Source organism: Bacteroides sp. 1001136B_160425_E2 (genome assembly GCF_015559655.1).
GTDB classification, from domain to species: domain Bacteria; phylum Bacteroidota; class Bacteroidia; order Bacteroidales; family Bacteroidaceae; genus Bacteroides; species Bacteroides luhongzhouii.
In genome coordinates this window covers 15,060-29,403 of record NZ_JADMQH010000003.1, presented here as the reverse complement: position 1 = coordinate 29,403, position 14,344 = coordinate 15,060, and the positions used below count along the sequence as shown (strand labels likewise).

General features: G+C 40.0%; 7 protein-coding genes. 2 read left to right on the top strand and 5 right to left on the bottom strand.

Going from position 1 to position 14,344, the window contains the following annotated elements:
- Positions 1–631 precede the first annotated feature (631 nt).
- On the bottom strand, positions 632–2,311 hold the full coding sequence (locus tag I2I04_RS03640) for a SulP family inorganic anion transporter (RefSeq protein ID WP_143258792.1): 1,680 nt from the start codon (positions 2,309–2,311) through the stop codon (positions 632–634).
- Positions 2,312–2,560: 249 nt separating this feature from the next.
- Here I2I04_RS03640 and rbr point away from each other — a divergent pair, with 249 nt between their 5' ends.
- The gene (rbr, locus tag I2I04_RS03635) at positions 2,561–3,139 is read left to right on the top strand and encodes a rubrerythrin (RefSeq protein ID WP_087318028.1); all 579 of its coding nucleotides are present in this window, start codon (positions 2,561–2,563) and stop codon (positions 3,137–3,139) included.
- A 202-nt stretch (positions 3,140–3,341) separates the two neighbouring features.
- Entirely contained in the window at positions 3,342–3,740 is a 399-nt protein-coding gene (locus I2I04_RS03630) for a polymer-forming cytoskeletal protein (protein WP_065539912.1), read from the top strand.
- 115 nt (positions 3,741–3,855) lie between these two features.
- Here the strand turns inward: I2I04_RS03630 and I2I04_RS03625 are convergent, their stop codons facing one another.
- The 4 genes from I2I04_RS03625 to I2I04_RS03610 all read right to left on the bottom strand — a co-directional run bounded on the left by I2I04_RS03625 (position 3,856) and on the right by I2I04_RS03610 (position 14,337).
- The gene (locus I2I04_RS03625) at positions 3,856–7,809 is read right to left on the bottom strand and encodes a hybrid sensor histidine kinase/response regulator transcription factor (protein ID WP_195654324.1); all 3,954 of its coding nucleotides are present in this window, start codon (positions 7,807–7,809) and stop codon (positions 3,856–3,858) included.
- A gap of 118 nt (positions 7,810–7,927) precedes the next feature.
- Entirely contained in the window at positions 7,928–9,631 is a 1,704-nt protein-coding gene (locus I2I04_RS03620; RefSeq protein ID WP_195654323.1) for a hypothetical protein, read from the bottom strand.
- A gap of 59 nt (positions 9,632–9,690) precedes the next feature.
- On the bottom strand, positions 9,691–11,244 hold the full coding sequence (locus tag I2I04_RS03615) for a RagB/SusD family nutrient uptake outer membrane protein (RefSeq protein ID WP_195654322.1): 1,554 nt from the start codon (positions 11,242–11,244) through the stop codon (positions 9,691–9,693).
- Positions 11,245–11,268: 24 nt separating this feature from the next.
- Positions 11,269–14,337 carry a SusC/RagA family TonB-linked outer membrane protein gene (locus I2I04_RS03610; protein WP_195654321.1) on the bottom strand — a complete coding sequence of 1,023 codons (3,069 nt, stop codon included), beginning with the start codon at positions 14,335–14,337 and terminating at the stop codon, positions 11,269–11,271.
- Positions 14,338–14,344: the final 7 nt, after the last annotated feature.

Here is a 14,344-nt window from a genome sequence, read left to right as displayed (position 1 = left end):
TAGAAGCTTTGAAAATAAAAGAGACGGACAATCTCTTTTATTTAAACTCCAAATCTTATCTATCACTTTTTGCAGTACTCGTTATGAATTCCTGCTGGAAGAGTATCAGGTATACTTGACTTGCTCAAGTCTCTTACATCATTTCATTGTATGTAGTACTTGTTCCGGTCAAGTCTACTACTAAATAATAAAAGTAAAAAAACGCCTTCAGCTTTCAGCTCTTCCCCAAAAAGCCCTTTTCATCGGAGTTTTTGCCTGAAAGCAGACCTGAATGCAAAAGCGTATAATTTTAGTTCCTTTTTTGATACTATATCTACTTGAAACAAAGGCTCTGTTTTAGCGAAACGAAGCCCGCATTTCGTTAGAACTGAGCCTCTGTTTTACCAAAATAGAGGCTCAATTTTGTTCAATCCACGCGTCGATGATTTCCATCCCACACTCTACCGACTCTTGCCCACGTGATGAATCTATATACCCCGCTTGTTGGGCATATATATTCAGCGTGGTGAGTATATATACCTACTACGCTGAATATATAGATCCAACAAGCAGGTCATATATGCCGTACACATTGGATCTATATGTCCAATAAGCACGGTATAGATGGTTTGCAAGTAGCTGATAAACAGCGTTATTTTACCAAGCTTTTCGCTCTTTCCAATGCTACGTTGATATTCGGGCAGATATTCTCTTTTCCCAGCAGTTCGTAGAATCCGGCTTTTTCCAGTACATTATGCACGTTCTCGTTGACTCCCGAAAGAATAATGGTAGTCTTTTCCTTCTGCGACATTTCGCAGAGAGCAGTCAGGTTATGAATACCTGTGGAGTCGATGAACGGAACCTTTCGCATACGGATGATACGTACTTTCGGGCGTTCACCCAGTTGTGTCATTGTCTCTTCAAACTTGGTAGCGATGCCGAAGAAATAAGGACCGTTGATTTCGTATACTTCTATGCCTTTGGGAATCATCAGGTTTTCTTCGTGTACGGCAATATCCGATTCTTTGTTGGGGTCGATCTCATCGGTAATCACCGAGATCTTGGTAGTTTCCATGACACGTTTCATAAAGAGAACGCAAGCAATCACCAATCCCACCTCGATAGCGACAGTCAGGTCGAAAATAACGGTCAGGAAGAACGTGATAAGCAGTACGGTAACGTCCGATTTCGGATTCTTCAGTAAAGCCTTGAATACACGCCATCCGCTCATGTTGTAAGATACGATGACCAGTACTCCGGCAAGGCATGCCATCGGGATATATTGTGCGAGTGGCATCAGGAAGAGCAGAATCAACAGCAACACTACTGCATGGATGATTCCGGCTATCGGTGTCTTGCCCCCGTTGTTGATATTCGTCATGGTACGGGCGATGGCTCCGGTGGCGGGAATACCTCCGAACAGCGGAGCTATGATATTGGCTGCTCCCTGTGCAATCAGTTCTGTATTGGAATCGTGGCGGTCGCCTATCACACCGTCAGCTACAGTGGCCGACAGCAAAGATTCGATAGCTCCCAATACGGCAATGGTGATAGCCACCGGAAACAATTCCCTGATAGCTTCCCAATCCAACGCAGGCACAACAGCATCGGGCAACTCCGATTTAATGGTGAAGCGGTCGCCGATTGTCTGGATGCAATCGATCCCTCCGAAAGTTTTCATCAGGTAAACGGCTACCGTAACTACGATGATGGCAATCAGCGAGCCGGGAATTTTCTTTGAGAACTTCGGAGTGATAGCGATAATAATAATGCTGACCATACTAACGATAGTATTCCACCAGTTGATCGTATCGAAGTGACGGAAATAAATCATCCACTTCCCGACGAAGTCTCCCGGCACTTTCTCATCTCCGAAAGATAAACCGAAAATATCGGCAATCTGGGTCGTGAAAATAGTGACGGCGATACCGCTGGTAAATCCGACGATGATAGGATAAGGAATGAATTTGATGACCGCTCCCAACTTGAACACTCCTAATAATACAAGGAGTACGCCGGCCATCAGGGTGGCTACAATCAGTCCGGCCTCTCCGTATTGTTGTATGATGCCATAGATAATGACAATAAATGCTCCCGTAGGGCCGCCGATCTGGACTTTGCTGCCCCCCAGCAGGGAAATGATGAATCCCGCAATGATAGCGGTGATAATACCTTTTTCGGGCGAAACTCCCGAAGCGATACCAAAGGCGATAGCCAGTGGAAGCGCCACGATACCTACGATGATGCCGGCCATCAGGTCCGCCATAAACGTTTCTTTCGAATAATTCTTTAGACAAGAAACCAGTTTGGGTTTAAATTCAAATAGCTTCATTTTTAGATGTTGTTATACGTGTAGTCTGTACTTTTTTGCAAAGTAGAGGTTGCAAAATTATATAAAATAATCGAAATAAGTATGTTTTTGAACATACTATTTGTCTGTCGATAGATTTCATCAATGAGGTGATAGTTTTTATTCATTAAGAAAAGGAGGTTTATTCTGAACAAATCGCTTATATTTGTGTTGTAAATAGTACGACAAGTTACGTTTGGTAATCAACCAATTTAAAATATAAAAAGAATTATGGCTAAGAGTATTAAAGGAACTCAAACAGAGAAAAATCTGTTGACTTCATTCGCAGGAGAATCACAGGCTAGAATGCGTTACACTTATTTCGCAAGTGTAGCTAAAAAAGAAGGCTACGAACAAATTGCAGCTATTTTCACTGAAACTGCCGATCAGGAAAAAGAACATGCAAAACGTATGTTTAAGTTCCTTGAAGGCGGTATGGTAGAAATCACAGCCAGCTATCCGGCCGGTGTAATTGGTAATACACTTGAAAATCTTCGCGCTGCCGCAGCGGGTGAACATGAAGAATGGTCACTGGATTATCCTCACTTTGCCGACGTGGCAGAACAGGAAGGTTTCCCGATGATTGCTGCTATGTACCGCAATATCTCCATCGCAGAAAAAGGCCACGAAGAAAGATATCTGGCTTTCGTGAATAACATCGAGAATATGACTGTATTCGCTAAAGAAGGCGAAGTGGTATGGCAATGCCGTAACTGCGGTTACATTGAAATCGGTAAGGAAGCTCCTGAAGTTTGCCCGGCATGTCTGCATCCGCAGGCTTACTTCGAGGTGAAGAAGGAAAACTATTAATCAATCTATCGTCAGTTCGATATAACTTCATTCGTATGGTTTGTATCGAACTGACTTTGTCACTTCCAAAACTCTAACCGCTTGTGAGCTTGTGAAGGCTATGTAATTCTTCTACTCATATTTGTAAATTCTTCTTTTTTGCGTATTTTTGCCAAATCTACTGGAAGAAAATGATAGAAATTTTATATAGCACACAGATAGTATGTTTGGAACAAAGAAGAACAAAGAAGCTGATTTTATTACAACAGCTGAACCTTTAAAACTAACTACCATAGCTACAGGAACAGTTTTGAAGGGCATAATTGAAGTAGAAGGAAGCTTGCGAGTAGATGGAGTCATTGAAGGAGATGTGACTTGCCATAAGATGGTGGTGATTGGTCCGCAAGGAACAGTGACGGGAAATATAACCTCTGTTTCAGCCGTACTGCAAGGGACATTGAAGGGGGATATACACGTGACGGATCTGCTGACACTGAAGGCAGGCTGTCTGATGAATGGTGATATTTATACTTGCAAATTGGAAATAGAGCCACAAGCACGTTTCAATGGAACCTGCAATACTATAGAGGAGCAACAGCTACAGACCAAAGCTGCAGAATAACGTTCCAACAGGATTTGTGTATGGTCATCTCGGATCTGCCTCATTAGGGATATTCATAAAATAAAAAATAGATGGCAACTCTTTCATTGCGAACTAGTTGCCTTTTTTGTATTATCTATTGATTCCGGTAATCCTTGGGAGATACACCGTATTGCTTTAAAAATTCCCGATAGAAATAAGATTTATTAGAGAATCCACATTTGAACATGATCTCGGATACGGTCAATTTGGTTGTCCTTAACAATTTGGCCGCATATTCCAGTCTAATGCCTCGTACAAATTCACTCGGAGTCTTATCTATTATTTCTTTGAACTTCCGATACAAGGTAGCTTTGCTCACTCCTACATATTCGGCAATAGAAGAAGGGCTTAATAACTCATCATCTATATTATTCTTTATGAAGTCTGTTACATTCTGTATTAACTCTTCGTCTTCCGGATGAAGAACAATCCCGTCTTTTATTTTCACAGAAGACATGCTGGAATTGAAGTAGTCCTTTAAAAGCATTTGTCTCGACAGCAGATTTTCTATGGTGGATATAACCTGCCTCGGGTGAAATGGCTTGACAATATAAGCATCCGCCCCATAGTTAAAGGCATTAATCTGGTCTTCTACAGAAGCCTTTGCCGATATTCCTATGATTGGAATATAACTTGTTTTCAAATCGGATTTCAATTTATTAATCAAGCTCAAGCCGTCCATATTAGGCATGACAATATCACTTATAATAATATCAGGATGATTATGTTCTATTTTTTTCAAAGCCTCTATCCCGTCTTTTGCTTCATGTATCACATAATCAAAGAGAACATCTTTCAGCAGGTCTCTGATATTCTTTTCATCTTCCACTATCAGTATGACAGTATCTTTGCGAGGGGATAAGTGATCCTGCCCGTTCTTTTCTTTCTGCAACGAATCTTTTTCATCCGTTATAACAAGTGAATGATCGGATGGTAGAGAAGGAATCACGACTGAAAATTCAACACTTTTTCCCAGTTCACTGCTTACGCTTATCTGCCCGCCTAATAATTCAACCAGACTCTTTGTTAGATTTAGACCTATACCATTGCTTACAGAGTTATCCAATTTAGGAGTATCAAATATCTTATACTTATCAAATATCTCTGCCATCTGTTGCTCGGTTAACCCCTTGCCGGAATTTCTTACGAGCAAGTATAAAGTTTTATCAGGTTCATTTTGTGATATCTCAACATGAATATATCCATAACGAGGCGTATATTTGAAAGCATTCGACAACAAATTGAATATAATTTTTTCCAAAGCATTGCGGTCGGAATATAGCTCTGACGTATCATGTGTCTCTACCTTGAAGTCTATTTTATTCTCTTTCAGGATATCCACATAATTATTGGAAGCATACTCCATCAATGATTTTACGTTCACATTTTCAGGATGCAAATCCATATTGCTCGATTTAGTTTTACGAAACTCCATCAACTCACTAATCAGCTTCTGCATCCTTTCGGCATTATTCTTTATTATTTGGAGATATTTCTTTGTACTGCCATCTAACCCATCCTGTTCTAACAAGTGCTGTGCAGGTGTATAAATCAAAGTTAGAGGGGTAAAGAATTCATGTGCCACATTGGTGAAGAAATTGAGCCGGGATTCATAAATCTTCTGTTCATGCCGTTTCTCTACCTGGGCTATAAGAACCTGGCGGCTTAACCGTATGCGATTTTTGATAACTGACTTTGTGATGTAGAAGATAATAATGCACAATATGGCATAGATAATCAATGCAGGGACACTAAGCCACCACGGATAACCTACTTTTATAGTTAAGCGATAAATGTTATCTCCCCATACTTTGTCACCATTCGTGCTCTTCACTTCAAGCTGGTACTCACCCGGAGGAAGTTGGGTAAAGATAATATTCGGATTGTTACCCATCTCCACCCAATCATCCGAGTGGTTTTTCAAGCGATAAGCATATTCACAGTTTTCATTATTAATGAAGTCTTTGGCTATGAAGTTGAAAGTCATGAATTTTTCTTCATAGCTAAGTTTTAACACTTCTTTTCTGATTCGTTCATTAATGTCCTGTACCGTATTATATATCTTCAAACTACTTAATATAAGTGGAGGATTAAACTCGCGCAAATGTATATTTCGAGGATTGAAATAACTAAACCCGCTTACTCCTCCAAAGTACAAGAAATTACGTTTATCCTTGAAGAAAGCTCCATCAGAGAATTCATCATTCTGCAATCCATCATTCAAAGTATAATTATCTATTTTATTGTTTTTTACATTCAAGCTAGACAACCCCTGATTGGTACTGATCCATATCTTTCCTTCGTGGTCTTTTAATATTCCATGAATCGTTTTATTCTTCAATTTCTCGTCGGCATATTGTATCAGGTGAAAATCATTCTCCTCCTTTTTCAGCTCGTTCAATCCATAACTTGTTCCTATCCATATATCGGTATCATCACGCAGTAAGCACAATACATCATTATTGGTCAGTAAAATCCGACTGTCCATATCTTCCAATGATTTTATGCTGTTATTTTTTATATTAATACAGTTTAAGCCTCCACCACGTGTGCCAAACCATAACATATTGTCTTCCGGATCGGATGTAATGGCATAAACAACATCATTATTCAATGAGATATTCTTATCTGACGAATTATATTGCCTGAATCCTTTAACGTGATAACGACCTTGCTCTCTGGAAATATTTATTTTGATTAAGCCATACCCTGATGTCCCCACCCATAAAAGAGAATCATTGTTCGTAAAATAAATGTTGTACACAGCCTTGAAAGGCGGGTATTTATCGGGTATCTCAAGCTTTTCCAATCGTCCCGTAGCAGCATTCAGTATATTGATTCCGGTTCCTTCCGTTCCGATAAAAATGTCACTCGCTTTATTTCTTTTCAAGGCATAGACAGAATTGGAAATCAACCCTTTACTTTCATTCAGATAATCTGTCAATTCTTTCGTTGCAGGGTTCAACAGTTTTATTCCGCTTCCTTTTGTTCCTATCAGAATATTACCATCTTCATCTTCACAAAAACATCTCACAGGGTGACTGGTGTGAACGGTTTCAAATAAAGAGTCGTAATGATAAAGTTGAATTAATCCTTGTCCGTCCGTTCCTATCCACAATATGTTCTGACTACCGGAATAAAGAGTGAAGATTGATAACTGACTGGATAGTTCGTTCAGGTAGGTAAAAGTATTCTTTTTTAAATCATAATGAATACATCCCCCTTCTATAAAGCTGACGTACATCTTGTTCTCTGCTAAAATAACCTGCGATACAGGTTTGTTACTATCCAGCTCAATGCATTGGGAAACTGTGAAGTCGGGATTTAAAAGGAAAAGCTTGTTGTCTTTGCTTAAGATAAATCTGCCTTTCGACAGAAATATCTTATCTACAGGAGTCTGTATGCCGACTGTACGTAAATCACTCTGCTTCCCTCCGTTAACGAGTAGATTGTAAGTCAAATGCACGGTATTTCCATTATTTAAAAGGAAAAGCACATGATCGGAATCATTCACAGAATAATCCTTTATATGACTTGCAAAGTCTGTGTTAATCGGATTAAACTCATCTTCAGAATCATTATAAACAAAGAAACCCAGCCCCTTTATGAGGCAGATGATATTTCCAGCCGCACTCTTTCCTAAAATAAAAGACTTTTCCTGATTGGGTACTTTATTATCTGTTCTTAAATAATACCTTGTTATTTGACGGGTTCGTTTATCTAACCGATTGATTCCATTATCTGTTGCTATCCATAAACTACCCCTACATTCAATAATCTGGCGGATAACGTTATTACTTATAGAATTAGGATTGTTTTTGCTATATCTGAATGTCGTAATTTCTCTTCCATTATATGCATTCAGTCCATCCCATGTCCCAATCCAGATTGTATGTTCCGCATCTTCCAAAATACAGTTTACTGAATTATTTGTCAGTCCGTTAACGTTTGATATGTGTTTTGCCACATTAAAAGCATAAGACTTTGTGGAAGTAGCAAATGCGATAATCAGAATAAAAAATATTTGTGCGTATAAGATGTTTCTCATGTAAATGAATGTTATTTATACGGTTAGGATAATAGCAAATATAAGGAATTTATTTCATTCCGCGCATATTTTCATCGGTAACGGAGGATTTATACAATTGTGGAATAGTCAATCCGAATTATAAACGATAATCTACGATTTCACCGTCAACAATCAATTTACCATGCTTCTTTGTTTTTTTAGCGGAAGAAGGAATACAAACAATAGTTACGGCATTGTCCGGGGGCAGGATGATGCTTGTTCCGCCGGTGCAATTCTTCTTTATATATTTTTTGGATATCAGGTCGTACAAGTCCGTAGGTTCCGTAAAGTGTTGATTCAAGGTTACCTCTTTGGCTTCAAAATAAGGATTGAATAAAAGATAAGTAGGATATTTTCTTGTGGAATAAAAATCTGTGGCATTACAATCCAATTGAAGAATACATTCCACATTGGTAGTATCTACAATAGAGGCTAGCATACCCACCCAGGCCGAGCCATACAAGCAAATATCTGTAGCTGAAGACATGGTTTTTACCTGATCCCCAATAGCATAGGGGCCCTCATCGGACAATAATCCCTGGAACGGTTCAAAGTGATTGCCATGATACAAGTCCTTCCTCAATCCTTCATAGCAAATGACGTGTTGAGGGCCACCTTCCCAGATAGAACTCGACTGACGGTTGCGGGGGTGCTCGTCTGCATAGAATAAGCGACAGGCGTTTGCCAGGTTCAGCATCCACTTGCCTATTGTGGAAGCATAAGCCGGGTTGTATTTTACAATTGGAACAAGTGCGGCAGCTTGTGAAAAGGTGTTCATGGCAAAAGCATATTGTTCATCCTTTTTTTGTCCTACCAATCCGTGTACGTCATATTTGTTCCAACGCTCACACATCACTCCCCATCCGTCACGGTCTGAATTATCACCGTCGAAGCACCAGTTCAGCATTTTCAGCTCATCATAAGCAGTTCCAAGTTCCGCATTCATGCGTACTGCCAGATAAGCCCCATAGGGCATCATTATCTCATAGAAAGTACCTTCTTTTTGGGGACGGTTTTGTAAGAATGCCATGCATTGACGTGTAGCATTCAGATACTTTTTATCTCCGTATTTAATCCAGGAGATGTATTGTAACCAAGCAAGTCCTGCGGCCGCATCCGGCTCGCGCCATACTTTATTATGATACCCTTTACGGTTTTTAAAGTTGAAGGCGGTGAAGTTGAAGTCCGGATATTCTCTACCCTCACTCAAGTCCTGGATAGCAGCGTACCAATTGTCGACAGTGATCTTCATCGGCTCCTGCATCTCTGTTTTTTGGGGATATAAATCTACCAGCATCGAATAAGCCATTGCCGGCCATATCTCATACCAGAAACTTTCTCCGGCTTTCCTGTCGAGTCCGTTCAATATAAGATTGGTTCCATTCTTCTTGTTGAAGAATTGTCGTATCATCGATACATAATCTTTTCCGTCATCATTGCTTTTGTCTACTCCTATCAGACTTGCACTAATGAGTGAGCCCATAGTGGGAAGAGATTCATAAGAATTTCCCCCTAACCGTCTTTTATCTACGTAGCTTGGAAGTCCGAAAGTGCGGAATGGAAAGTTTACTTGAGAATCGTCCCACCAGATAAGAGGCAGGTTCTGTCCTTTGGCGTTGAAATCGTAAAATAGTCTATCTTGTTTCGTTGCTATATCTTTCCAGTTTTTCATTTTATAGGGAAAAGGTATATTGGGCATATACTGTACTAAACGGATCTCTTTTTGCTCTATCGGCTTTTGTGCCGGCAGGTTGTTGAGAAAGAAAAAACCTGCTACGAGAAATAATAATGTCTTTTTCATGGTCAGTCGGTTGTTAAAAAAGGGCGGATTATAAAATCCGCCCCATCATTTTGTTCATATTAAAAACCCGGATTTTGGGAAAGAATATTGTTGCTCTTATCCCTTTCACCTTGTGGTATCGGGAACAGATAATCTCTGTCGTCCCTGAAATTGGCACCTTTTGAGGTATTATATTTGGTTGCATAAGCACGCATAACGGTTCCGAAACGTTTTTGTCTCATCAGGTCATCCCGTCTCCATCCTTCCATTGCTAATTCACAACGACGTTCCTTCCAGATGATTTCTTTCAGACGCTCTTGGTCGGTTTCTGTTATGTCGGGCAGTGTATTAGTTGTTGTAGCAGGAATATACGCCTGTTGATCTCTTCTCGGGTCGACCGGATTCGTTTTGCGGGCTCTTTCTCTTACATCATTCAGGTAAGTAAGTGCCAGCCCTGGTTTTCCATTTTCGTTTAATACTTCGGCATACATTAAGAGAACATCGGAATAACGGATCAAACGAATGTTGTAACTAATCATCCAGACGTCGAAACCTGTTTTTTCTACTGCTGGTACAGTCATCTTGTAATCATGATAACCGCTTGGAGATTCAGCATTGTCCTGCGCTTCAGAGTCGCCTTTATATCTGTCACCAGTTTGTGTGAATACATAAGTAATACGCGGGTCATCTGCGTCAAAGGCATCATGGAGATCTTGGGTCGGTACGTGAAATCCATATCCCTGATAACCGGAGATGCGTCTGCTTGTGAAGAAGTGGGGAACATTGGTACCTGTGGCTATGTCTTTGTCATATACTTTGTTGGCAATCTCAAATACTGATTCCGAGCTATTTTCATATTCAGTGCGCCAGTTCATGCCGTAATCACTCAACAATGCATAGTCTTTGTCCACTTCAATAATATCATGAAGTACAGTTTCGGCAGAGGTAAAATCACCTTTGAACATGTATGTTTTAGCAAGCATTGTTTTTGCAAAGCCGCGTGTTACACGATAAGCATCATCTTCAGAGTAATCTCCTTTTGCGGGGAGTGCGGAAGCATCGGTTAAATCACTCACAATACATTCATATACCTTCTCCAATGGGGAGCGGGGTATTTGCAGAATTTCAGCGGGTTGCATCGGCGTAGTGATTAGAGGCACCTCTCCGAATGTAGTGACCAGGCAATAATACCCGAATGCTCTCAATGCTTTTGCCTCGTTTGCATAACGTTTCAATACTTCTTCGTTTCCTATTGCATCAGGAGCATAATGAATCACATCATTACAGCGATTGATTAATCTGTACAGAATCTCCCAACGACGCCCTACTTCACCATTGGTTGTGTAGATCGTAAAGTCGGACAAGTCGCGTACTTCGGCACGGTCACCGTCATTTCCTCCTCCTTTTAGAGCATCATCCGTGCTGCAATCACCTACAAAATAATGATTTAATGCATATTCATTCCAAGTTGTACGTAACTGAAGATAAGCTCCTGTCAAAGCTTGTTCAATATCGCTTTCCTTCTGATAATAATTATCTCTTGTGGTTTTACCATAACTTGGTTCGTCGAGAGAGCAGCTATACAACCCCACTCCGGCAAGAGCCCAGCATATTATAAATAATATTTTTCTCATAATGTAATGTCTTTTTAGCTAGATTTAAAATTGCAAATTAACTCCAAAAGTGAATGTACGTGAAGACGGATAACGTGTAGTATCCACTCCCATATCCAATGGGTTATTGATACCCAGTTCCGGATCAAGTCCGGAATAACCGGTTAAAGTAAATATATTCTGACCGCTCACATAGAATCTACAACTTGAAAACAGTTTGCTCTTCTGGCAAATGTGACTAGGCAGTGTATAACCTATTTGCATATTCTGCAAACGCAGGTAAGAACCATTCTCCACATAGAAAGAAGAACTTCTCATGTTATTGTTAGAATCAGAATTGGTTATGCGTGGATATACGGCATTCAAATCTCCGTCTTTTGTCCAGGCTTTTGTGTAAGCATCAGCCAACGCATTCTGGCGTCCTGCCGAAGCAAGGCTTCCTTTAGCAACATTCCAGATGTCATTTCCAATAGTTCCCTGGAATGCCATACTTACATCAAAGTTCTTATAACTAAATCCTAAGTTGAAACCATAAATGAGGTCCGGATTAGGATCACCGATAAAAGTACGGTCATCATCATCGTTCAATTCGCCTGATTCTCCTAATTTGGCAAACTTGAAATCACCCGGTTGTGCATTAGGTTGAATCTTGGTACCATTCTTATCCACATAATTGTCTATCTCTTCCTGATTCTGGAATATTCCTATTTGCTTGTACCCCCAGAAACGTCCGATAGGACCTCCTACATAAGTACGGCTGGTATTTCCACTCAAATATTCCGATGTAAGCTTGGTTACCTCTGTCTTATAAGTAGACATGTTCAGCCCTACATTGTAATTAAAGTCTTTTCCTATCTGGTTACGGTAGTTGACTACTATTTCAAAACCGGTATTCTTCAAGTCTCCCGCATTAAAGAAGGGGCTGTTAGGGAAGGCGCCAAAAGAAGGAATAGGCATATTCAGCAACATGTCACTTGTTTTCTTTACATAAAAGTCCATATTTACATCAAGGCTGTTTTTAAAGAAAGACATATCTAAACCGACATTGGTTTGCTGGCTGGTTTCCCATTTGATATCTGCATTTCCAACATAAGTCGGAACGTAACCTTGTGAGTATCCGTTTCCAAAGTACCACTGATTCTCATTATTGGTGCCAATCAACGTAAGAGGCGCGTCTCTATCAATTCGTTGGTTACCATTCTGTCCCCAGCCTATACGCAGTTTTAAATTGGAAATTGTATTTTCAATGTTCAGGTTCTTGAAGAATTCTTCATTGCTCACTCTCCAACCTAATGAGACTGATGGGAAATAACCCCAACGGTTACGTTTTGCAAATCTTGAAGAACCGTCGGCACGGAAATTGACTGTAGCAAGGTATCTATCATCATATACATAGTTGATACGTCCCAGGTATGACAACATAGAAGATGTTTCTTTACCTCCTGAGGTGTTGTCTCCAGCTGTTTGTGCGTCAAGTATCTGATAGATTTCATCGTTACCTAAAGCCTTTCTCTTAAATGCATTAATACCTTCGCTGCTGTTCTTCTCATAAGTCATGGCAACCATTGCATCCAGTTTATGCCTGCCTATTGCCGTGTTGTAGTTAAGGCGTTGTTCCACCAGATAATTAGAAGTAACAGCACTATTATTATTCAATTGAGTTTCTTTATTATATTTACTTTCCTGATTCGCTAAGTTATCTTCCGAAAAAGTAGACGAATAGACAGGACGGAAGTCTTTGAAAGTATCATGGTATCTTTCGAAGCTATACTGTACCCGATAGCTCAATCCTTTATACAATTTAATGTGGGCAAACACATTACCAAATACATTGAATATGTCATTGTATCTATTAGGAAGTTCGAGCATGGCTACCGGATTAGGGTCGTAAGACCACTCGGTAGGAGCATATTTGTTATATTCGTAATTTTCAGAAGAAGGATCTACCAACGGGCTGATAACAGGGGTAAAAGGATCCGCTTTTTGAATGAAATCGAATGAAGGAATTGCTCCTGCGTCACGCTTTCTTATCTTTGCCAGATTGACATTGGCACCAACAGTGATAAATTTGTTGATATCATATTCAAGATTCGCCTTAAGTGAAAGTCTCTTGAATTCAGTAGTGATGATCGCACCCTGATCGTCTACATATCCTAAACTTAAAGAAGATCTCGAATTATCTGTCCCCTTACGGATGCTTAGATTATAGTTCTGGTTGAAAGCTGTACGGGTTACTTCATTCCACCAGTTGGTATTATAACCTTTCTGATACTGATTGGTAAACTTATCCTTCATTGAGTTTTGAAAGCTTGCATCGTTTTCATACGCTTTCATGATGAAGTTGTAGTATTGGTCGCTGTTCATCATGTTCAATGCTTTATAACTGTTTTTTACACCTACATAAGCATCCAATGTTACAGTCGTTTCACCTTTCACTCCTCCCTTGGTAGTAATGAGGATTACTCCATTAGAACCTCTTGAACCGTAAATAGCGCAGGCTGAAGCATCTTTTAATACTTCCATACGTTCAATATCAGAGGGATTCAGGCTACTGATGTTATCCATGAACTGACCATCAACTACATACAATGGGTTGTTGTCATTGACGGTCCCTAAACCTCTCACGCGGATCACTGCATCCGATCCCGGCTGGCCGGAACTGGCGGCAACAAATACGCCGGCTGCCTTACCTGTAAGTAGTTCGGATGCATTGGACACTGCATAGTTCTTAATATCCTTACTACTTATAGAAGCCAAAGCACCGGTAAGGTCACTCTTTCTTTGAGTACCGTAGCCAATAACTACAACCTCATCCAATTCATTATCGGACAATAGATTTACATTGTATGTTCCGCTATTTGTTACGTTTACAATTTCAGTTTTAAAACCGACATACGAGAATGAAACTTTATTTGACGATACTTTTAATGTATATCTACCGTCAAAATCAGTGATAGTACCATTGGTTGTTCCCACTTCAAGAACAGAAACTCCAATTAAAGCCTCTCCGGTATTACTGTCGTATACCACACCCGAAATACTCTTGGTTTGCTGTGCAAAGACATTTGTGCAAACAGCAAGAATAAGAATTAATAATAATAAATGCTTACTCATAGTTTAT